The organism is Streptomyces sp. NPDC097619, from assembly GCF_040302735.1.
Taxonomy (GTDB): Bacteria; Actinomycetota; Actinomycetes; order Streptomycetales; family Streptomycetaceae; genus Streptomyces.
In genome coordinates this window covers 1-20,862 of the sequence record NZ_JBEOSD010000042.1, presented here as the reverse complement: position 1 = coordinate 20,862, position 20,862 = coordinate 1, and the positions used below count along the sequence as shown (strand labels likewise).

Below are 20,862 nucleotides of genomic sequence, written 5' to 3'. Positions count from 1 at the left end.
GGTCGGGCAGGATCCGGAGGACACGTCCTAGGCGGCGCGCCAGTACCCCAGCGAGTTGACCCGCTGCTTGGGGACGGCCAGTTCCTTGCGGAGATAGGCGGTGAGGCTGCGGGTGGCGGCGGCCTCGGTGGCCAGCCACACGTAGGCGTCGGCCGGATCGCCGAGCAGTTCCGGCAGTTCGGCGCGGACCCGGGCCTCCAGGGCGCCGTCCGCGCGGTCGACCCGGCGCAGGTCGTGCCGGTCCTCGTCCAGTCGGAAGGGCAGGTCCGCGTCGGAGGCGTGCTGGGTCTCGAACCAGATGGTGGCCGGGGTCTCCGGGTACGCGTCCAGCAGAGAGTTGACGGCCGGCAGCGAGGCCGGGTCGCCGATGACGAGCAGCCGTTCGGGGGCGGGGGCCGGCGGGGTGAAGCCGGTGCCCTGCACGGTGGCCTCGATGGTGTCCCCGGGCTCGGCGTTCCGGGCCCAGTCGCTGGCGATGCCCTCATGGAGGGCGAACTCCAGGGTGAAGACGCCGCGTTCGGGGTCGGGGTCGACGAGGGTGTAGGCCCGCTGGTGCGGCTTGCCGCCGTCGCGGAACCACAGCCGCACCCACATGGTGGGGTGCAGGGCCCCGCCGGTGGCGGCGAGGAGCCCACCGTCCTCCAGGTGGACCCGGCGGTAGTGCCCGGTCACGTCCTCCGCCGACGTCACCGTGAAGGTGAAGTCCTTGCCCCTCATCAGCTTGAGGACCACGCCCTCCCAGCCGTGACCTGCCATGCCCGCCCGCCCCTCTGGAGTCTTCCGCCCTGTGTTTAAACTTAGGCCAGCCTAACCTAAAGGCCGATCGTCCCTGACGCCGGGGACCCACGGCCCGATCCACCAGCACTCCGGGGAGCAGTGTGAGTACCGAGGTCTACCGCGACGCCTGGGGCGTCCCGCACCTGCGTGCGGCCGACGCCCGTGAACTGGCCTTCGCCCAGGGCCGGGTCACCGCCCACGACCGCGCCTGGCAGCTGGAGGTGGAGCGCCGCCGCGCCCAGGGCTCGACCGCGGCCTTCCTCGGCCCCGACGCCGTCTCCTGGGACCGCTTCGCCCGCCAGTGCCGCCTCGACGACACCGCGCAGCGCTGCTTCGGCGCCCTCGACACGGAGACCGCCGACTGGGTCCGCGCCTACGTGGACGGGGTCAACGCGGGCATGGCGGCGGGTGCGGCCCGCGACGAACGGTTCGCCACGACCGGGCTGACCACCGAACCCTGGGAGCCGTGGGTGCCGCTGGGCATCTGGCTCTCCGCCCACATCCTCTTCGCCGGGTTCCCCACCAAGCTGTGGCGGGCGCGGGTCACCACCGCCCTCGGCCCGGAGGCCGCCACCCTCTTCGCCACGGACGGGCCCGGCACCTCCGGCAGCAACGGCTGGCTCGTCCCCGGCGACCGCACCGCCACCGGCGCCGCCCTGATCGCGGGCGACCCGCACCGGTTCATCGAGGACCCGGGCGTCTACCAGCAGATCCGGCTCTCCTGCCCCGAGTACGACGTCCTCGGCCTGGCCGTGCCCGGGGTCCCCGGCCTCGCCCACTTCGGCCACACCGGCGACGCCGCCTGGGCCATCACCAACGCCATGGCCGACTACCAGGACCTGTACCGGGAGCGACTGCGCGAGGGCGCCGACGGCCCGGAGGCCCTGGGCCCCGAGGGTGCCTGGGAGCCGGTGGACCGCCACGTCGAGACCGTCGAGGTCGCGGGCGGGGAACCGGTGGAGGTGGAGGTCCTGGAGACCGCCCGCGGCCCCGTCGTCGTCACCGGTCACGACGACTCCGGCGAGGTGCTCAGCCTCCGCTACCCGCCGCGGGTCAGCCACGACCTCGGCTTCGCCGCGCTGCCCGCCCTGCTGCGGTCCCGGACCGTCGAGGACGTCGACCGCGCCTTCGACCGCTGGGCCGAGCCCGTCAACGTGGTCCACGCCGCCGACACCCGGGGCGGGCTGCTGCACCGGGTCGCGGGCGCCGTCCCGCTGCGCAACCGCGAGAACCGGCTGCGGCCCGTCCCGGCCTGGGAGTCCGGCCACGGCTGGCACGGCTGGGCGCCCACCGCCGCCGAACCGGTCCAGGGCTTCGCCGTGATGGCCAACGCCCGCGGCATCGCCTCCCCGTACGGGGTGGAGTTCGCTCCCCCGCACCGCGCCGACCGGATCCGCACCCTGCTCAGCGGCTCCGACCAGTGGACCGGCCCGGACATGGCCACCGTCCACACCGACACCCACCTGGCCTCCGCCGCGCCGGTGCTGGAGCTGCTGGCTGGTCTGGACGGGCTGTCCCCGGAGGCCGCGAAGGTCCGCGACCGGCTGCTGGCCTGGGACCGGCGGATGGCGGCCGACAGCACCGAGGCCACGCTGTTCTCCGGCGTGCGCACCGCGCTGGTCCGGGCCATCGCCGCCGACCCGGTGCTCGCCGGCCTGGCCCCCGCCCCCACGGGCCCCGACGTGCTGTACCCCTGGCAGTACCTGGTCCCCAAGGTCGGTTACGCGCTGGAGGGGGTGTTGGGCACCGCCCTGCTGCCCGAGCTGGACCGTCCCGCCCTGGCCCGGGCGGCCCTGGAGCAGGTCGCGGCCGCGGGCGAGGACCCGGCGCCGTGGTCGGAGGTGCACCGGCTGAGCCCCTGGCAGGCCCTCCCGGATCCGGAGGCCGTGTGGCCCGGGCTCGGCGGCGACCACGACTGCGTGCTGGCCACCTCCGGCGTGCCCGGGGTCACCGACCTGGTCGCCCGGGCCTCCGCCGCCCGCTACGTCTGGGACCTGGCCCGCCGCGAGGACAGCCTGTGGGCCGTCCCGCTCGGCGCGGACGGGGTCCCCGGCACCCCGCACCACCGCGACCAGCTCGCCCCCTGGGCGCGCGGCGCCCTCGTACCCGTCGTCACCGACTGGACCCTGCTCACCAAGGAAGAAGCACGATGACCCTGCCCGCGCCCTCCCCGGCCGCCACCCGCGCACCCGTCCACGTCCAGGAGGTGCCGGAGTTCGGCACCGTCACCATCACCCCGGTGGACCCGGCGGCCGACGCCCCGCTGATCCATTCCTGGGTGACCGAGGAGCGGGCCCGCTTCTGGGGCATGGGAGAGGCGAGCGTGGAGCTCGTCGAGGAGATCTACGCGGACGTGGACCGGCGCACCACGCACCACGCCTTCCTCGTGCGCCGCGACGACGAGCCGGTGGCCCTGTTCCAGACCTACGAGGCCGCCGAGGACCGGGTCAGCGAGTGCTACGAGGTGCAGCCCGGTGACACCGGCGTGCACCTGCTGATCGCCCCGGCCCAGGAGGGCGCGCGGCACGGGTTCACCTTCGCGCTGCTGGAGGTGTTCACGCACTTCGTGTTCTCCTCCGGCACCCCCCGGGTGGTCGTGGAGCCCGACTCCCGCAACACCAAGGCCGTGGCGCTGATGGAGCGGTTCGGGTTCACCCTGGACGCCGAGGTGGTGCTGCCGGAGATCGACCTGCCCGAGGTGTACCTCCCGGCGAAGCCCGCCCGGCTGGCCTTCATGAAGGCGTCCGACAAGGGCTACTGAGCCGAAGCGGCCCCGGCGCGCGCGAAGGGGGCGGGACCACCGGACCGGAGTCCGGGGTCCCGCCCCCTCGTGCGTCGCGCGCGTGGCGCGGCGGGCGGATCAGCCCTCCGAGACGCCGAGCTTCTCCAGGATCAGCTCCTTGACGCGGGCCGCGTCGGCCTGGCCGCGGGTGGTCTTCATGACCGCGCCGACCAGGGCACCGACGGCGGCCACCTTGCCGCCGCGGATCTTGTCCGCGATGGCGGCGTTGCCCGCGATGGCCTCGTCCACGGCCGCGCCGAGCGCGCCCTCGTCCGAGACGACCTTCAGGCCGCGCTTCTCGACGACCTCGTCCGGGCCGCCCTCGCCCGCGAGGACGCCCTCCAGGACCTGGCGCGCCAGCTTGTCGTTCAGCTCGCCGGCCGCGACCAGCGCCGCCACCCGGGCCACCTGGGCCGGGGTGATGGGGAGCTCGTCCACGGCGACGCCCTGCTCGTTGGCGTTGCGGGCCAGCTCGCCCATCCACCACTTGCGGGCGGCGACGGAGTCGGCGCCCGCGTCGATGGTGGCGGTGATGGAGTCCACGGCACCGGCGTTCAGGATCGACTGCATGTCGTGCTCGCTGATGCCCCACTCCTCGCGGAGGCGGTTGCGGCGCACGCGCGGCAGCTCCGGAAGGACGGCGCGCAGCTCCTCGACCCAGGCGCGCGCGGGCGCGACGGGGACGAGGTCGGGCTCCGGGAAGTACCGGTAGTCCTCGGCGTTGTCCTTGATCCGTCCGGAGGTGGTGGAGCCGTCCTCCTCGTGGAAGTGCCGGGTCTCCTGCACGATGCTGCCGCCGGACCGAAGGACGGCCGCGTGGCGCTGGATCTCGAAGCGGGCGGCCCGCTCGACGGAGCGCAGCGAGTTGACGTTCTTGGTCTCGCTGCGGGTGCCGAACTTCTCGGTGCCCCGCGGGCGCAGCGACAGGTTCACGTCGCAGCGCATCTGGCCCTTGTCCATGCGGGCCTCGGAGACGCCCAGGGCCTTGATGACCTCGCGGAGCTCGGCCACGTACGCCTTGGCGACCTCGGGGGCCCGCTCGCCGGCGCCCTCGATCGGCTTGGTGACGATCTCGATGAGGGGGATGCCCGCGCGGTTGTAGTCGAGCAGGGAGTGCGAGGCGCCGTGGATGCGGCCGGTGGCACCGCCGACGTGCGTCGACTTGCCGGTGTCCTCCTCCATGTGGGCGCGCTCGATCTCCACGCGGAAGACCTCGCCGTCCTCCAGCTGGACGTCCAGGTAGCCGTTGAAGGCGATGGGCTCGTCGTACTGGGAGGTCTGGAAGTTCTTCGGCATGTCCGGATAGAAGTAGTTCTTCCGGGCGAAGCGGCACCACTCGGCGATCTCGCAGTTGAGGGCGAGACCGATCTTGATCGCGGACTCGACGCCGATCGCGTTGACCACCGGCAGGGAGCCGGGCAGGCCGAGGCAGGTGGGGCAGGTCTGCGAGTTGGGCTCGGCGCCCAGCTCCGTGGAGCAGCCGCAGAACATCTTGGTCCTGGTGCCGAGCTCGACGTGGACTTCGAGGCCCATGACGGGGTCGTACGCCTCCAGGGCGGCGTCGTACGACAGGAGTTCGGTGACGGTCACGGTGAAACTTTCCCTCTCAGCCCAGCAGGACGTCGTCGTCGCCGAGGCGCTTCAGCTCGCGGTACAGGATCGCGAGGCCGGTGACGATGGCGGCGGCGGACACAACGGCGTCGACCAGTTGCAGCGTGTCGTGATCGGTGCGGGCCTTGCGGGCCTGCTTGATCACGCTGAGGGCACCGAAGGCGGTGGTGCCGATCGACAGGTACGTACCGGACTTGGACTTCCGGAATCCCTTGGCCTTGGACAGTGCGTTGCTCACAGCGACGGTGCCTCCTCAAGCAGCGGGTGACCCCAGCGCGCGACGAAGGCGGCCTCGACGGCCGCACCGACCTTGTACAGGCGGTCGTCCTTCATCGCCGGGGCGATGATCTGCAGTCCGACCGGGAGACCGTCCTCCGGTGCCAGGCCGCAGGGCAGCGACATGGCGGAGTTGCCGGCCAGGTTGGTCGGGATGGTGCACAGGTCCGCGAGGTACATCGCCATCGGGTCGTCGGCGCGCTCGCCGATCGGGAAGGCGGTGGTCGGAGTGGTCGGGGAGACGATCACGTCGACCTGCTCGAAGGACTTCTCGAAGTCCTGCGTGATGAGCGTGCGGACCTTCTGGGCCGAGCCGTAGTACGCGTCGTAGTAGCCGGAGCTGAGCGCGTACGTGCCCAGGATGACGCGGCGCTTGACCTCGTCGCCGAAGCCGGCCTCGCGGGTCAAGGCGGTGACGTCCTCGGCGGACCGCGTGCCGTCGTCGCCGACCCGCAGGCCGTAGCGCATGGCGTCGAAGCGGGCCAGGTTGGAGGAGCACTCCGAGGGCGCGATCAGGTAGTACGCGGCCAGGGCCAGGTCGAAGGACGGGCAGTCCAGCTCGACGATCTCGGCGCCGAGCTCCTTGAGGAGCTCCACCGACTCGTCGAAGCGCTGCACGACACCGGCCTGGTAGCCCTCGCCGCGGAACTGCTTGACCACGCCGACGCGCATCCCGGCCACCGAGCCGTTGCGGGCCGCCTCGACGACCGGCGGGACCGGGGCGTCGATGGAGGTGGAGTCCAGCGGGTCGTGGCCGGCGATGACCTCGTGCAGCAGGGCCGCGTCCAGGACCGTGCGGGCACAGGGGCCGCCCTGGTCCAGGGAGGAGGAGAAGGCCACCATGCCGTAGCGGGAGACCCCGCCGTAGGTGGGCTTCACACCGACGGTGGCGGTGACGGCCGCGGGCTGGCGGATGGAGCCGCCGGTGTCGGTGCCGATGGCGAGCGGGGCCTCGTAGGCTGCCAGGGCCGCGGAGGAGCCGCCGCCGGAACCGCCGGGGATCCGGGTGAGGTCCCAGGGGTTGCCGGTCGGGCCGTAGGCGCTGTTCTCGGTGGAGGACCCCATGGCGAACTCGTCCATGTTGGTCTTGCCGAGGATGACGACGTCCGCTTCCTTCAGCTTGCGCGTCAGGGTGGCGTCGTAGGGCGGGATCCAGCCTTCGAGGATCTTGGAGCCGACCGTGGTCGGGACGCCCTTGGTGGTGAAGATGTCCTTCAGGGCCAGCGGGACGCCGGCCAGCGGGCCCAGCTCCTCACCCGCGGCGCGCTTGGCGTCCACGGCGCGGGCCTGGGCCAGGGCGCCCTCGCGGTCCACGTGGAGGAAGGCGTGCACCTTCTCGTCCACGGCCTCGATCCGGGCCAGGTGGGCCTCGGTGACCTCGACCGCGGTCAGCTCGCCGGAAGCGATCTTCGCGGCGATCTCGGCGGCGGTGAGCTTGATGATGTCCGTCATGGTCTTAGTCCTCCCCCAGGATCTGCGGCACCTTGAAACGCTGCTGCTCCTGGGCGGGAGCACCGGAGAGCGCCTGCTCGGGGGTGAGCGAGGGACGGACCTCGTCCGCGCGCATGACGTTGGTCAGCGGCAGCGGGTGGGAGGTCGGCGGGACGTCTTGGTCGGCGACCTCGGAAACGCGGGCGACCGCGCCGATGATGTCGTCGAGCTGACCGGCGAAGTGATCGAGCTCTTCGCTCTTGAGCTCCAGACGCGCCAGCCGAGCGAGGTGGGCGACCTCCTCGCGCGTGATGCCAGGCATGCAGCGATCCTCTGAGGGTGGTGAGTGTGTAGGTTCGCGCCCAATCCTAGGGGGCGCTCCCCTCTCACCACGAAACGGTTTGGCGGAGGCCGTGGGCACGGCCTCCGCCCGCTCCGTTTCCCGGGCCCGACGGCCCTACGGCAGGTGCCGGTGGTCGACCGGTTCGACGGCCGCGGCCGCGGACAGTTCCGCGGTGATGTCGGCGGGACGGCGCCAGCCGTGCTCGCCGCGGGCCAGCAGCCAGGCGGTGGCCTCGGCCGGCGGCATCGCGGCGGCGACCAGCCAGCCCTGGACGGCGTCGCAGCCCAGGTCCCGCAGCCGCTCCCAGGTCTCGTCGTCCTCCACGCCCTCCGCGACGACCAGGAGGCCCAGCGAGTGGGCGAGGTCCACGGTGCAGCGGACGATCTCGGCGTCCTGGGCGTCCACGGCGAGCCGCGCCACGAAGGAGCGGTCGATCTTGAGCTCGCTGACCGGCAGCCGGCGCAGGTGGACCAGGGAGGAGTAGCCGGTGCCGAAGTCGTCCAGGGACATCTTGACCCCGTGGCCGGTGAGCCCGGCCATGGTGTCGGCGGCCCGCTGTGGGTCCTCCAGCAGCACGTGCTCGGTGATCTCCAGCTGGAGGGCGCCGGCGGGGACCCCGTGGCGGGCCAGCCGGGCGGCGACCGCCCCCGCGAAGCCGGGGGTGTGGACGTCGCGCGGGGAGACGTTCACCGCGACCGGCACCTCCAGCCCCTGGGCGCGCCACCGCGCGACCTGGGCGAGGGCGGTCTCCAGCACGTACTCCGTCAGGTGCGGCATCAGCCCGGAGGTCTCGGCGATGGCGATGAACTCGTCCGGGGGGACCCGGCCGCGCTCCGGGTGCACCCAGCGGACCAGGGCCTCCAGCCCGGCCACGTGCCCGTCGAAGCGGACCTTGGGTTGGTAGTGGAGCTCCACCTCGGAGGCGTCCAGGGCCCGGCGCAGGTCGCCGAGGAGGCCGAGCCGGTCCGGGGTGTTGCTGTCCCGCTTGGACTCGTACACCTCCACGCCGGTGCGGTCCCGCTTGGCCTGGTACATGGCCACGTCGGCGCGGCGCAGCAGCCCCTCGGCGTCCAGGGCGTGCTCGGGGAAGACGGCCAGGCCGGCGCTGGCCTCCAGGACGAGGACGAGCCCGTCCAGGTCCAGCGGGGAGCCCAGCTCGGCGACGAGGTGGCGGGCGATCCGCTGGGCGCTGGTGGTGGAGTCGGCCACGGGCAGCAGGACGGCGAACTCGTCCCCGCCGAGCCGGGCCGCCTCGGCGTTGCGGGGCAGGGCCCGCTGGAGGCGTTCGGCGATCTGCAGGAGCAGCCGGTCGCCGGCGAGGTGGCCCAGGGTGTCGTTGACGGCGCGGAAGCGGTCGAGGTCGATGAGGACCAGCGCGGAGCGGGTGCCGAGACGTTCCGCCTCGTCCAGGGCGGCCCAGGCGCGTTCCAGGAGCCACTGTCGGTTGGGCAGGCCGGTGAGGGGGTCGCGGAGCTGTTCCTCGGCGCGGGCCCGGGCGATCCACAGGGTGGAGTCCAGGGCGATGAGCGGTACGGAGAAGAGCGGCAGCAGCACCGGCAGGGTCACCGCGACCACGCAGAGCAGCGGGGCGATGCCCAACAGGGCGACGGCCACCAGCGCCTGACGGACCATCGCGGTCCGGGCCACGGTGGGCAGTCCGGCCCCGCGCGGGGCCAGGGCGAGCCAGAGCAGGGCTCGGGTGACCGTCAGGTAGGCCACGGCGACCAGGGCGATCTCGGGGACGGCGTCCGGCCCCCAGTGGAAGGGCAGCCAGGGCTCCTCGACGGTGGGCGTCTCCCCGAAGGCGGCGAGCACCAGCGCGCCCGCCGCGATGCCGAGCACGTCCACCGCCCCGTGCAGCAGGCCCTGTCGCCAGCGGTGCCGGCGGGCGGCCCCGACCAGGGCGACCACGGCGAGGCTGACCAGTCCGGCGGGGACCCAGCCGTAGAGGAGGAGGACCCCGAGGGTGAGGGCCGCGCCGGAGCCGGTGCCTCCCCACCAGCGGTCCCGTCCCAGGGCCACCAGGTGCCCGACGACGATGCCCGTGAGCAGGGCCAGGGACCAGCCGGCCGTGGAGCCGGGGAAGAGGGCGCGGCCGTCGCCGAGGGTGCGGGCGATGCCGAGGATCAGGAGCAGTCCGGCGGAGACGGTGACGGCCACGGGCAGCACGGTGCGCCGCCCGGTCCCGGTGTCCCGCGGGCGGACCCGCGGGATCCGGGGCAGCGGCACGCCCGGCCGCCCGCCCCGTCCGCGCCGGGCCTCCCCGCCGGACTCGGGTGACGGGTCGGCGCTCTCGGTGGGTTTCATGCCCGTCCCTCTCACAGCCGGCAGTGCCGATGCCACACGATGGCCCCCATGTCGTGCCGGCACGGCCGGAATTGCACCACGCGGCCGTGCCCGACAGGTGCCCCCCAACACAGTAGGCGGCTGGAAGCTCCCAGGGGCAGCGGTCGGCGCCGGTTGCCCGGATGCGACCCGGCCATCCACATCAGTACGGTATCCGCCGAACGGGTGAGGAAGGACGGGACCCCCCGGTCATCCGGCCGTCGGACCGACGGCGGGACGGGGACCGGTCGGAACGGCCGCTCCCCCCGCGGGCTTCCTGCGCGCACTATTCCCGCGCGTCGCCGCCGCTACTCCCCCTCGACCGGAAGCGCTGCTTCCCGCGCGGCCTCCGGGCCCTGCTCCAGCAGCACCGCGAAGCCCGCCTCGTCCAGCACGGCCAGCTTCAGTTGGACGGCCTTGTCGTACTTGGAGCCCGGGTTGTCGCCGACGACCACGAAGGAGGTCTTCTTCGAGACCGAGCCGGTGACCTTGGCGCCGCGGCTCTGCAGGGCCTCCTTGGCCCCGTCCCGGGTGTGACCGACCAGGGTGCCGGTGACCACCACGGTCAGCCCCTCCAGCGGGCGCGGGGCCTGCTCCTCGTCGGCGCCCTCCTCCTCCGTCCGGACCCCGGCGGCCCGCCACTTGCGGAGGATCTCCTGGTGCCAGTCCACCGCGAACCACTCCTTGACGGAGGCGGCGATGATGGCGCCCACGCCCTCGGTGGCGGCCAACTCCTCCTCGGTGGCCCGCTCGATCCGCTCGATGGAGCGGAACTCCCGGGCCAGGGCCTCGGCGGCGACCGGGCCCACGTGCCGGATGGAGAGGCCGTTGATGATCCGGGCGAGCGGGCGGTCCTTGGCCGCGGCGATGTGCTCCAGCATCGCCAGGGTGTTCTTCTTCGGCTCGCCCTTCTGGTTGGCGAAGACCGTGACGACCTTCTCCTCGCCGGTCTTCGGGTCCCGCTTGGGCAGCCCGCTGTCCGGGTCGAGCACGTACGCCTTGATGGGCAGCAGCTGCTCCACGGAGAGGTCGAACAGGTCGCCCTCGTCGGTCATCGGGGGCACCGCCGGCTCCAGCGGCCGGGTCAGGGCCGCCGCGGCCACCGCGCCGAAGTTCTCGATGTCCAGGCACTGCCGGCCACCGAGGTAGAAGAGCCGCTCCCGCAACTGGGCGGGACAGGTGCGCCCGTTGGGGCACCGCAGGTCGATGTCCCCCTCCTTCATGGCGCGCAGCGGGGTGCCGCACTCCGGGCAGTCGGCGGGCATCACGAACTCCCGCTCGGTGCCGTCGCGGAGGTCCGCCACGGGGCCGAGGATCTCCGGGATCACGTCCCCCGCCTTGCGGATGACGACGGTGTCCCCGATGAGCACGCCCTTGGCCTTGACCACCTCCTGGTTGTGGAGGGTGGCGAACTCCACCTCGGACCCGGCCACCGTGACCGGCTCCACCTGGGCGTAGGGGGTGACCCGGCCGGTCCGGCCGACCCCGACCTTGATGTCGACCAGCTTGGTGTTGACCTCCTCGGGCGCGTACTTCCACGCGATGGCCCAGCGCGGGGCGCGGGCGGTGGAGCCGAGGCGGCCCTGGAGGGGGATCTCGTCGAGCTTGACCACGACCCCGTCGATCTCGTGCTCCACGGAGTGCCGCTGCTCCCCGAAGCGGGCGATGAACTCCCGCACCTCGTCGAGGGTGCCCACCACGGCGTTGTGCCGGGCGGTGGGCAGGCCCCATCCGCGCAGCAGGTCGTAGGCGTGGCTGAGGCAGTCGATGTCGAGGCCCTCGCGGGCGCCGATGCCGTGGACCACCATGTGCAGCGGGCGGGTCGCGGTGACCTTCGGGTCCTTCTGGCGGAGCGAACCGGCGGCGGCGTTGCGGGGGTTGGCGAAGGGCTTGTCCCCGGCGGCCACCAGGCGGGCGTTGAGCTCCTCGAAGGCCTCCATCGGGAAGTAGACCTCGCCGCGGATCTCCACCAGGGCCGGGATCCGGTCCCCGGTGAGACGGTCGGGGATCTCCGCGATGGTGCGGACGTTGGGGGTGATGTCCTCGCCGGTGCGGCCGTCGCCGCGGGTGGCGGCCCGGACCAACCGCCCCTTCTCGTAGGTGAGGTTGACGGCGAGGCCGTCCACCTTCAGCTCGCACAGGTAGTGGAAGTCCGGGGTGCCGACGTCCCGGGCCACCCGCTCCGCCCAGGCCGCCAGCTCCTCGTCGTCGAAGGCGTTGTCCAGGGAGAGCATGCGCTCGCGGTGCTCGACGGAGGCGAAGTCCGTGGCGTACGCCCCGGCCACCTTCTGGGTGGGCGAATCGGGGGTGCGCAGCTCCGGGTGCTCCTCCTCCAGCGCCTCCAGCGCGCGCAGCAGCCGGTCGAACTCGGCGTCGCTGACGACCGGCTGGTCGTTCACGTAGTACCGGAAGCGGTGCTCCTCGACCTGCTCGGCGAGCAGGGCGTGCCGCTCCCGCGCCTCGGCCGGTACCTCCGTGCCGTGCTGCTGTTCGGCTGCCATTCGTGTCCTCCCGTGACCGTCACTCAGGGTTGTCGGCGAGCGACCTCGCCGCGCGGACGCAGTGGGCCTGCGCCGCGCGCGCGTACGCGGGCGAGGCGCCCGCGAGCCCGCACGCCGGGGTGACCACCACGGACTCGGCGAGGGTCCGCGGCGACAGGCCCAACCTGCGCCAGAGCTTCCTGACCCCCATGACGCTACCGCCCGGGTCGGACAGCGGGCCGTCGGTGCCGGGCACCACTCCGGTGAAGAGTTTCAGGCCGGCCTCGACGGCCTCCCCGAGGGCGTCGTCATCGCGCTCCGTGAGCAAGGAGAAGTCGAAGGAGACCCCCGCGGCGCCGGCCCGGCGGAGCAGCCCGAAGGGCACCCCGGGGGCGCAGGAGTGCACGAGGACCTCGCCGTCGGTGACGGCGAAGAGCTCGCGCAGGGTCTGCTCCACGACCTGCCGGTCCACCGCGCGGTAGGTGCGGTAGCCGCTGGCGGAGCGGACCCGGCCGCTGAGGACGGCCGTCAGGGAGGGCTCGTCGAACTGGAGGACCACCTCGGCGCCGGGGATCCGCTTGCGGACCTCGGCGAGGTGCCCGCGCAGTCCCTCGGCCAGGGATCCAGCCAGGTCGCGGCAGGCGCCGGGGTCCTGGAGGAAGGCTTCGCCGGCGTGCAGCTCCAGGGCGGCGGCCAGCGTCCACGGACCCACGGCCTGCACCTTGAGGCGCCCCCGGTAGTCCTGGGTGAACTCCTCCAGGGCGTCGAGGTCCTCGCCGAGCCAGGAGCGGGCCCGGCGGGTGTCGCGGCCGGGCCGGTCGCTGATCCGCCAGCCGCTGGGCTCCACGTGCGCGTACAGGTCCGCGAGCAGCCCCAGGGAGCGGCCGATCATGTCGGCGCCGGGGCCGCGGCCGGGCAGTTCGGGCAGGTACGGCAGGTCCTCGAAGGTTCCGGTGACGGTCTTGGCGGCCTCGCGGGCGTCCCCGCCGGGGAGGGAGCCGACGCCGGTGGCGGTGGTGGTCATGCCGGTCAGCGCCCCGGCCGTACGGTGAGGTCGTTGACCTCGGCGTCGCGGGGCAGGTCCAGGGCCATCACGATGGTGGTGGCCACGGACTCCGGGTCGATCCAGGCGGCCGGGTCGTAGTCGCGGCCCTCCTGGGAGTGGACCTTGGCCTGCATCGGGGTGGCGGTGCGGCCCGGGTAGACCGAGGTGACGCGGACCCCGTTCGGCTTCTCCTCGTGGCGCAGGGAGTCCGCGAGGGCCTTCAGACCGTGCTTGGAGGCGGCGTAGGCGCCCCATTCGGCGTGGGCGGTGAGCCCGGCGCCGGAGTTGACGAGGACCACCTGGCCGCGGGCGGCGCGCAGCGAGGGCAGCAGCAGCCGGGTGATCTCGGCGGGGGCGATCAGGTTCACGTTGAGCTGCTGGTGCCAGGTCTTGGGGCGCAGCTCGGCAACGGGTCCGAGGTCCACGATCCCGGCGACGTGCACCAGGGAGTCCAGCCGGTCCGGGAGGGCCTGGTGGGAGAAGGCCCAGGAGATCCGGTCGGGGTCGGCGAGGTCGGCGACCAGGGCCCGGGAGCCGGGGAAGCGGGCGGTGAGCTCCTTGCCGCGGGCGGCGTCGCGGGCGAGCAGGACGAGCTCGTCGCCGCGGGCGTGCAGGCGGGCGGCGACGGCGGCGCCGATGCCGGATCCGGCGCCGGTGATCAGGTGTGTGGCCATGCCCCCATGCTCGCACCCGTCGGGCCCCGCCCCGTACGCCCCGTCCGGGGAACGGGTACGGCCCGTCGGAGCGGGTGCTCCGACGGGCCGTCGTCCTGCCGTTCACCGCTTCCGGCCACCCGGTCCCGGTGACGGGGGCGGGTGACCGGCGCGGGTCATCGGGTGGGGGTCACTTGGCGAGGTAGGCGCGGATCACGCGGACCTCGGAGGTGTTGCCCTTGGTGTCCCGGACCACGCCGCGGAAGGAGACCGACTTCCCGGCGGCCGGGCTCTTCACCACGGCCTTGCCGTTCTTGACGGTCAGGACCTTCCAGGTGGCGCCGCCGTCGAAGGAGACGTACGCCTTCAGGGACTTGAGCCCCTTGCCGGCGGCCGGGCCCTGGACGGTGACGGGCACGGTCAGCTCGGTGCCCGCCTTGACGCGGCTGTCGTCGTCCAGCTTCGGGGTGAAGCGGACCACGGAGAGCGGCAGCTGCTTGGGCTTGTTCCCGGAGACGTGCCCGGAGCGGAAGTCCCAGGCGGCCTCGACCCGGGTGCTGACGCGGGACTGCTTCGTGCTGCGCTCGGCCGTCACGGCGAGGTGGTAGGCGGCCTCGGCGGCGGGCACCTTGAAGACCGCGCTGCCGTCGAGCGGGGTCGGGCTGCGGTCGATGACCGTGCCGCCGCTGGAGAGCACCGTCTCGGCCTTGGTGTAGGTCGAGTAGCCGACGCGCCCGGCGCCGTCGGCGAAGAGGGGCAGGGCGCCGGCGATCTCGTCGCCGAGGCGGAAGGGGGAGTACTCCCCGCCGTGGGCGGGGCCGAAGACGCCGGTGTTCAGGACCTCGTGGTAGCTCTTGCCGCCCTGGTAGGCGCGGGCCGGGAGGTTGTGCTGGGACTCGGTGATCGGGAAGCCGTCGGCGTCCTTGCCGCCGGTCTGCTCGAAGTAGCCCTCCCACTTCACCCCGTCCAGGTCGGACAGGTAGAGGGTGGTCGTGACGGGCAGCTTCCGGTAGCTGGTGACGGCCGAGGCGCCGGTGTTGGCCGGCAGGTAGCCGAAGGCGGTCACGCCGCCCTGCTTGCCCGCGGCGGGGGCGCCCTGACGGTAGGCGACCTTGGCGAGGTCTCCGGCGGTCACGGTGCGCTGGTAGCCGGTGCCGAGGCGCTTGACGGCGCCGCCGAGCACCACGTGGTACTCGGTGTTCGCGCCTTCCTTCCAGTGCGCGTCCCACTGCTGGACGAGGGTGCCCTTCGCGGAGTCGGGGCCGAGGTGGGCGGTGCGGAAGTTCTCGTACGAGTCCAGGAACCAGCCGTAGCCCGCGCTGTACTCGCCGGAGATCACGGTGAAGGAGGGCGAGGCGAAGGTGGAGACGGCCTTCTTCGAGGGGATCGCGACCTTGACCGGCTTCGTCTTCCGGGCGTCCACGGTGACCGTGGTCTTCCCGTTGACCGTCAGCTTGGGCTGGTTGATCCAGTGGTAGGTCTCCTGGCCCTCGCGGGCGCCGGGCTGGATGACCACCGAGTCGAGGACGTAGCCGCCCTTGGGGACCCGCAGGGTCGCGCCGCCGGGGGTGCCGTAGACGTCGGCGCTCGTACCGAGGGCTTCGCCGCTCAGGCCGAGGACGCTGCCCCGGTACGACTTCGAGGGCTTGCCGTCGGCGCCGATGAACTTCAGGGTCAGGTCGTAGGACTCGATCTCGCGGTCCACGGCGGCCGCGGTGCGGACGGTCTGGCCGCCGCCGGTCGCGGTGACGAAGCCGCTGTACGCGCCGTTCCTGTCGCCGCCGAGGCGGGTGTCCACGGTGAGCGGCACCTTGGCGGTGCCCTTCGCCGGGACGGTGACCTTCTTCTTGCCGAGCCCGAAGAAGCCGGCCGGTGCGGCCTTGCCGTCGGGGCCGTACGCGGCGACCGCGAGGTCCAGGGTGACGGCGGTGGTGCCGAGGTTGCGGTAGACCAGGTTCTTGGTGACCGGCTTGTCGTCCTGGTGCGGCCACTGCTGGACGCCGAAGCCGAGCGAGACGGGGTCGGCGACCAGGGTCTGCTTGATGGCCTTGTCCACGGCGATCCGGCCGCTGCCCTGCTCGAAGGCGGTGTACTTGCCGGGCTTGGTCGAGGCCGTCAGCACGCCCTTGAGCTGGGCGCCCTTCCAGCTCGGGTGCTGCTGCTTGAGCAGGGCGGCGGCGCCCGCGACGTGCGGGGTGGCCATGGAGGTGCCGGAGATGGTCAGGTAGCCGGGCGGGTTCTGGCCCACCTCGCGCTCGATGACGCTGCCGGGGGCGGCGGCCGCGGTGGTGTCCACGCCGGGGGCGGTGACGTCGGGCTTGATGCCGCCGTCGCCGATCCGGGGGCCGCGGCTGGAGAACTCGGCGAGCTTGTCCTTGTCGTCCACGGCGCCGACGGTCAGGGCCGCTTCGGCGCTGCCCGGGGAGCCCACGGAGCGCGCGCCGGGACCGCTGTTGCCGGCGGCGATGGCGAAGAGCACGCCCTTGTCGGCGCTGATCTTGTTGACGGCGGACTCCAGGACGTCGAGGTCCGGGCCGTCGGGGCCGCCGAGGCTGAGGTTGACGATGTCGGCGCCCTGCGCGACGGCCCACTCGATGCCCGCGAGGATGCCGGAGTCGTCCCCGGAGCCGTTGTCGTCGAGGACCTTGCCGTTGAGGAGCTTGGCCCCCGGGGCGACGCCCTTGAACTTCCCGCCCGACTTGGCTCCGGTGCCCGCGGCGATCGAGGCCACGTGGGTGCCGTGCCCGAAGCGGTCCTTCGCGTCGGGGGCCGGGGTGAAGTTCTTGGCGGCGACGACCTGGGTGGACAGGTCGGGGTGGGTGGCGTCGACACCGGTGTCCAGGACGGCGATCTTGACGCCCTTGCCGGTGTAGCCGGCGGCCCACGCCTTGTCGGCGCCGATCTGCTTGGTGCTCTTGTCGAGGCTGGCGGTGCGGATGCCGTCCAGCCAGACCTTGGCGATGCCCGCGGCCAGGGTGCGGCGTTCGCCGCCGCCCTCGGTCAGGGCCTCCCAGACGGCGGCGGCCCCGCTCGGGGTGGCGCTGACGGCCTCGGCGCCCAGGGAGGGGAAGGTGCGGCCGATCCGGGTGTCGTCCGCGGCGCGCAGCGCCGAGCGGGCGGCCGGGGCGGCTCCCTGGTAGCCGACGATCAGCTGGAGGCGGCCGTCGCGGGCGCGGTACGCCTCCTTGGAGAGCTCGGTGACGTCGAAGAGGCGGGCGTCGAGCCGCCCCTCGGCTATGAGGCGCTGGGCGTCGAGCGGGACCACGCTGGTGTGGCCGTCCCGGCGCTGCACGGAGACCGGGATGCCCTGGCGGCCGGCCGCGGGCTCCAGGCCCACGGCCCGGCCCTTGGCGTCCACCACGACCCGGTCGCCGGTGACGAGGGTGACGCGGGTGAGGCCCTGGGCGCCGCTCGCGCCGGCGGGCGTGGCCGCGGTGGAGCCGAAGTCGTGCGGGGCGGCCGTCGACGGGGAGGTCAGCCCCGCCACGAGCGCGACCGTGGCGGCCGCGGCCACGGAGGCCGCCCCCGCCCTGTTGAGTCCTTTACGCAAGTCATCCCCCGGATGAGGTCGTCGCGCGGGGAACGGAGATCGTCCCCCGGGACGGGCAGTATCACCCGGGTGGGGTGACCGCTCAACCGTGTGTCCGAAGGGCGGAGTTGAGGAATCTTTGACTCCACGTGTCCCCGTACGGCCGCTCTCGTCCGGCCCGCACCGCCTTTGCGCACCCGTTCCGGCCTGCGGGAACCGGGCCCTTCGGGCGAACGTGACGGGAACACGTCCGAGGTGTTGCGGCGACGCGTCCGCGCGTCCGGGGAGTTGGCCGAAGCGCGCCCCTGATAAGGCTCGAACACCCCGGGTCCGGACCGGCCGGTCCGGACCACGGGGGCGGAGGGGACTCCGGGGCCGGGGCCGTCAGACGGTCGCGGCGGTGGAACCGGCCGTGGCCCGGACGGTGGTGGCGATGGTGGCGGAGCCGACCACGCGGGTGCCGTCGTACAGCACGATGGCCTGGCCGGGCGCGACCCCGCGGACCGCCTCGGTGAAGGTGACCCGCAGCTCGCCGTCGACCAGCTCGGCGCTGACCTCGGTCTCGCCGCCGTGGGCGCGCAGCTGCGCGGTGTACGCGGCGGGGCCGTCGGCGGGCGGGTTGCCGCACCAGCGGGGGCGGATCGCGGTGAGCCCGGTGACGTCGAGGGCGGCGACGGGGCCGACGGTGACGGTGTTGTCCACCGGGGAGATGTCGAGGACGTAGCGCGGCTTGCCGTCGGCGGCGGGGTGCCCGATCCGCAGGCCCTTGCGCTGGCCGATGGTGAACCCGTAGGCGCCCTCGTGGGTGCCGACCTTGCGACCGGTCTCGTCCACGATGTCGCCCTCGGCCTTCCCGAGCCGCTTGGCGAGGAAGCCCTGGGTGTCCCCGTCGGCGATGAAGCAGATGTCGTGGCTGTCGGGCTTCTTCGCCACGGCCAGGCCGCGGCGCTCGGCCTCGGCGCGGATCTCCTCCTTGGTGGTGATCGTGTCACCGAGGGGGAAGAGGGCGTGGGCCAGCTGCCGCTCGTCGAGAACGCCGAGGACGTACGACTGGTCCTTGGCCATGTCGGAGGCGCGGTGCAGCTCGCGGGAGCCGTCCTCGTTGAGGACCACGGTGGCGTAGTGGCCGGTGCACACGGCGTCGAAGCCGAGGGCGAGGGCCTTGTCGAGCAGCGCCGCGAACTTGATCTTCTCGTTGCAGCGCAGGCAGGGGTTGGGCGTGCGGCCCGCCTCGTACTCGGCGACGAAGTCCTCGACCACGTCCTCGCGGAAGCGCTCGGCGAGGTCCCAGCAGTAGAAGGGGATCCCGATCACGTCGGCGGCGCGGCGGGCGTCGCGGGAGTCCTCGATGGTGCAGCATCCGCGGGCACCGGTCCGGAAGGACTGCGGGTTGGCGGACAGGGCGAGGTGGACGCCGGTCACGTCGTGCCCGGCCTCGACGGCGCGGGCGGCGGCGACGGCGGAGTCGACACCGCCCGACATGGCGGCGAGGACGCGGAGGGGGCGGCGCGGCTGCGGGTTCTGAGTCATGGCACCCTCCAGAGTACGGGGGGAACCGTGCGACGGGCACGGGCGTTCTCTTCAGCGGGGGTGATGCCGGTGGGCCGCGGGAAGCGCAGTCCGGCCAGGAGGGCCGTGCTGATCACGGGTCTGGGCGTGTTCGCGGGCATAGCGGTGGCCCAGCGGGACGAGCTGTCCCGGGGGTACTGGAAGCTGCCGGGGGTGACCACGCCGCGCACGGCCGGTGAGCTCGATCACAAGGGGGCCCGCTGGACGGCCGCCTCCTCGGCGAACTGGCGGATGGCCGACCGACCGCGGGACTACCGGGTGGACCGGATCGTGGTGCACGTCACGCAGGGCGGCTTCGCCTCGGCGGTGGACGCCTTCCGCGATCCCGGGCACCGGGCCTCGGCGCACTACATCGTGCGCGGGGACGGCCACGTGGAGCAGATGGTGCGGGAGCTGGACGTGGCCTTCCACGCCAACAACCGCTCCATGAACGAGCGCAGCGTGGGCATCGAGCACGTGGGCTTCGTGGACCGGCCGCGGGACTTCACCGGGGCCATGTACGCGGCCTCGGCCCGGCTCGCCGCGGACGTGTGCCGCCGGTACGACATCCCCGTGGACCGCCGGCACCTCATCGGGCACCACGAGGTCCCCGGGGCCGACCACACCGACCCCGGTCCGCACTGGGACTGGGACCGGTACCTGGCCCTGATCCGGGCGGAGCTGCGCCGGAACCCGCCCGCCGCGACCTGAGACCGGCCCGCCCCCACCGGATCCGCGGGGAGGGGGTGGGGCCGGAGGTCAGCTGAGGCCGGCGGAGCGGGCCCGGTCCACGGCGGGACCGATGGCGGCGGCCAGGGCGGCCACGTCCTCCCGGGTGGAGGTGTGGCCGAGGGAGAAGCGGAGGGTGCCGCGGGCGAGGTCGGGGTCGGTGCCGGTGGCCAGCAGGACGTGGCTGGGCTGGGCCACGCCGGCGGTGCAGGCGGAGCCGGTGGAGCACTCGATGCCCTGGGCGTCCAGCAGGAGCAGCAGGGAGTCGCCCTCGCAGCCGGGGAAGCTGAAGTGGGCGTTGGCCGGGAGCCGGTCCCCCGGGTCCCCGCCGAGCACGGCGTCGGGGACCGCGGCGAGCACGGCGGCCACGAGTTCGTCGCGCAGGGCGCCGATCTCGGCGGCGAAGGACTCCCGGCGCTCGACGGCGATCCGGGCGGCCACCGCGAAGGCGGCGATGGCGGGCACGTCGAGGGTGCCGGAGCGGACGTGCCGCTCCTGGCCGCCGCCGTGGAGCACGGGCACGGGGGTCTGGTCGCGGCCCAGCAGCAGGGCGCCGATGCCGTAGGGGCCGCCGACCTTGTGGCCGCTGATGGTCATGGCGGCGAGGGAGCTCGCCGCGAAGTCCACGTCGAGCTGGCCGAGGGCCTGGACGGCGTCGGAGTGCAGGGGGATGCCGTGCTCGCGGGCGATGCCGGCCAGCTCGGCCACCGGCATGACGGTGCCGATCTCGTTGTTGGCCCACATCACGGTGGCCAGGGCCACGTCGTCGGGGGCGCGTTCGACGGCCTCGCGGAAGGCCTCGGGGTGGACGCGGCCGTAGCGGTCCACGGGGAGGTACTCGACGCGGGCGCCCTCGTGCTCGGCGAGCCAGTGCACGGCGTCGAGGACCGCGTGGTGCTCGACGGGGCTGGCCAGGACGCGGGTGCGGGCCGGGTCGCGGTCGCGGCGGGACCAGTACAGGCCCTTGACGGCGAGATTGTCGGACTCGGTGCCGCCCGCGGTGAACACCACCTCGCTGGGCCGGGCTCCGACGGCCTCGGCGAGGGACTCGCGGGCCTCTTCCACGGTGCGGCGGGCGCGGCGCCCGGCGGCGTGGAGGGAGGAGGCGTTGCCGGTGGCGGCGAACTGGGCGGTCATCGCCTCGGCGGCCTCCGGGAGCATCGGAGTGGTCGCGGCGTGGTCGAGGTAGGCCATGATCCCCCGATTCTACGGTCGCCCGCGGGGCGCGCCGTCACGGGGAGACCCGGCCGGTCCGTACCTGGAGAAGGGCCTGAAGGCCACCGGTTTCGAGGAGGTCGGCCTGCTGTCGCTGTCCTCCGCCGACCACACCGAG

At 73.6% G+C, this 20,862-nt stretch carries 15 protein-coding genes; 3 read left to right on the top strand and 12 right to left on the bottom strand.

The window, feature by feature from the left end; translation table 11 throughout:
• Positions 1-27: 27 nt before the first annotated feature.
• On the bottom strand, positions 28-756 hold the full coding sequence (locus ABTZ17_RS14465) for a siderophore-interacting protein (RefSeq protein WP_352195913.1): 729 nt from the start codon (positions 754-756) through the stop codon (positions 28-30).
• Between the two features lie 122 nt (positions 757-878).
• On the opposite strand from ABTZ17_RS14465, the gene ABTZ17_RS14460 reads away from it, so the two are divergent.
• Both ABTZ17_RS14460 and ABTZ17_RS14455 read left to right on the top strand, forming a co-directional pair.
• Positions 879-2,930 carry a penicillin acylase family protein gene (locus ABTZ17_RS14460; RefSeq protein ID WP_352195912.1) on the top strand — a complete coding sequence of 684 codons (2,052 nt, stop codon included), beginning with the start codon at positions 879-881 and terminating at the stop codon, positions 2,928-2,930.
• On the top strand, positions 2,927-3,538 hold the full coding sequence (locus ABTZ17_RS14455; protein WP_352195911.1) for a GNAT family N-acetyltransferase: 612 nt from the start codon (positions 2,927-2,929) through the stop codon (positions 3,536-3,538). The genes ABTZ17_RS14460 and ABTZ17_RS14455 overlap by 4 nt, the downstream gene beginning before the upstream one ends.
• A gap of 99 nt (positions 3,539-3,637) precedes the next feature.
• Here ABTZ17_RS14455 and gatB read toward each other — a convergent pair whose 3' ends face one another.
• The 10 genes from gatB to mnmA form a co-directional block, all read right to left on the bottom strand.
• The gene (gene gatB, locus ABTZ17_RS14450) at positions 3,638-5,092 is read right to left on the bottom strand and encodes an Asp-tRNA(Asn)/Glu-tRNA(Gln) amidotransferase subunit GatB (protein WP_352195942.1); all 1,455 of its coding nucleotides are present in this window, start codon (positions 5,090-5,092) and stop codon (positions 3,638-3,640) included.
• A gap of 73 nt (positions 5,093-5,165) precedes the next feature.
• Positions 5,166-5,408, bottom strand: coding sequence for a hypothetical protein (locus tag ABTZ17_RS14445; RefSeq protein ID WP_352195910.1), 243 nt, complete (start codon positions 5,406-5,408; stop codon positions 5,166-5,168).
• Entirely contained in the window at positions 5,405-6,898 is a 1,494-nt protein-coding gene (gene gatA / locus ABTZ17_RS14440) for an Asp-tRNA(Asn)/Glu-tRNA(Gln) amidotransferase subunit GatA (protein ID WP_352195909.1), read from the bottom strand. The genes ABTZ17_RS14445 and gatA overlap by 4 nt, the downstream gene beginning before the upstream one ends.
• Positions 6,899-6,902: 4 nt before the next feature.
• Positions 6,903-7,199: an Asp-tRNA(Asn)/Glu-tRNA(Gln) amidotransferase subunit GatC gene (gene gatC, locus ABTZ17_RS14435; protein WP_007266718.1), complete on the bottom strand. Its 297-nt coding sequence runs from the start codon at positions 7,197-7,199 to the stop codon at positions 6,903-6,905.
• A gap of 135 nt (positions 7,200-7,334) precedes the next feature.
• On the bottom strand, positions 7,335-9,527 hold the full coding sequence (locus tag ABTZ17_RS14430; protein WP_502994678.1) for a putative bifunctional diguanylate cyclase/phosphodiesterase: 2,193 nt from the start codon (positions 9,525-9,527) through the stop codon (positions 7,335-7,337).
• Positions 9,528-9,853: 326 nt separating this feature from the next.
• Positions 9,854-12,046 (bottom strand): NAD-dependent DNA ligase LigA, encoded by a 2,193-nt coding sequence (gene ligA, locus ABTZ17_RS14425; protein WP_352195908.1) that lies wholly within the window; start codon positions 12,044-12,046, stop codon positions 9,854-9,856.
• Between the two features lie 19 nt (positions 12,047-12,065).
• Complete coding sequence (locus ABTZ17_RS14420) at positions 12,066-13,049, bottom strand: methionine synthase (protein ID WP_352195907.1); 984 nt, start codon at positions 13,047-13,049, stop codon at positions 12,066-12,068.
• A gap of 5 nt (positions 13,050-13,054) precedes the next feature.
• Positions 13,055-13,744, bottom strand: a complete 690-nt coding sequence (locus ABTZ17_RS14415; protein WP_352195906.1) for an SDR family oxidoreductase — start codon at positions 13,742-13,744, stop codon at positions 13,055-13,057.
• Between the two features lie 169 nt (positions 13,745-13,913).
• Positions 13,914-17,273, bottom strand: a complete 3,360-nt coding sequence (locus tag ABTZ17_RS14410) for a S8 family peptidase (protein ID WP_352195905.1) — start codon at positions 17,271-17,273, stop codon at positions 13,914-13,916.
• Positions 17,274-17,636: 363 nt separating this feature from the next.
• Entirely contained in the window at positions 17,637-18,782 is a 1,146-nt protein-coding gene (gene mnmA / locus ABTZ17_RS14405; protein ID WP_352195904.1) for a tRNA 2-thiouridine(34) synthase MnmA, read from the bottom strand.
• Positions 18,783-18,845: 63 nt separating this feature from the next.
• On the opposite strand from mnmA, the gene ABTZ17_RS14400 reads away from it, so the two are divergent.
• Positions 18,846-19,511 carry an N-acetylmuramoyl-L-alanine amidase gene (locus ABTZ17_RS14400; RefSeq protein WP_352195903.1) on the top strand — a complete coding sequence of 222 codons (666 nt, stop codon included), beginning with the start codon at positions 18,846-18,848 and terminating at the stop codon, positions 19,509-19,511.
• Between the two features lie 48 nt (positions 19,512-19,559).
• Here the strand turns inward: ABTZ17_RS14400 and ABTZ17_RS14395 are convergent, their stop codons facing one another.
• A complete protein-coding gene (locus ABTZ17_RS14395) occupies positions 19,560-20,723 on the bottom strand; it encodes a cysteine desulfurase family protein (protein WP_352195902.1) in 1,164 nt (387 codons plus the stop codon).
• Positions 20,724-20,862 lie beyond the last annotated feature (139 nt).

Excerpts from the sequence above, each read along its gene's own strand:
- gatB (WP_352195942.1), bottom strand. The coding sequence starts at position 5,092 with ATGGGCCTCGAAGTCCACGTCGAGCTCGGCACCAGGACCAAGATGTTC.
- ABTZ17_RS14420 (WP_352195907.1), bottom strand. The coding sequence starts at position 13,049 with ATGACCACCACCGCCACCGGCGTCGGCTCCCTCCCCGGCGGGGACGCC.
- ABTZ17_RS14400 (WP_352195903.1), top strand. The coding sequence starts at position 18,846 with ATGCCGGTGGGCCGCGGGAAGCGCAGTCCGGCCAGGAGGGCCGTGCTG.
- ABTZ17_RS14430 (WP_502994678.1), bottom strand. The coding sequence starts at position 9,527 with ATGAAACCCACCGAGAGCGCCGACCCGTCACCCGAGTCCGGCGGGGAG.
- ligA (WP_352195908.1), bottom strand. The coding sequence starts at position 12,046 with ATGGCAGCCGAACAGCAGCACGGCACGGAGGTACCGGCCGAGGCGCGG.
- ABTZ17_RS14415 (WP_352195906.1), bottom strand. The coding sequence starts at position 13,744 with ATGGCCACACACCTGATCACCGGCGCCGGATCCGGCATCGGCGCCGCC.
- mnmA (WP_352195904.1), bottom strand. The coding sequence starts at position 18,782 with ATGACTCAGAACCCGCAGCCGCGCCGCCCCCTCCGCGTCCTCGCCGCC.
- ABTZ17_RS14455 (WP_352195911.1), top strand. The coding sequence starts at position 2,927 with ATGACCCTGCCCGCGCCCTCCCCGGCCGCCACCCGCGCACCCGTCCAC.
- gatA (WP_352195909.1), bottom strand. The coding sequence starts at position 6,898 with ATGACGGACATCATCAAGCTCACCGCCGCCGAGATCGCCGCGAAGATC.
- ABTZ17_RS14395 (WP_352195902.1), bottom strand. The coding sequence starts at position 20,723 with ATGGCCTACCTCGACCACGCCGCGACCACTCCGATGCTCCCGGAGGCC.
- gatC (WP_007266718.1), bottom strand. The coding sequence starts at position 7,199 with ATGCCTGGCATCACGCGCGAGGAGGTCGCCCACCTCGCTCGGCTGGCG.
- ABTZ17_RS14465 (WP_352195913.1), bottom strand. The coding sequence starts at position 756 with ATGGCAGGTCACGGCTGGGAGGGCGTGGTCCTCAAGCTGATGAGGGGC.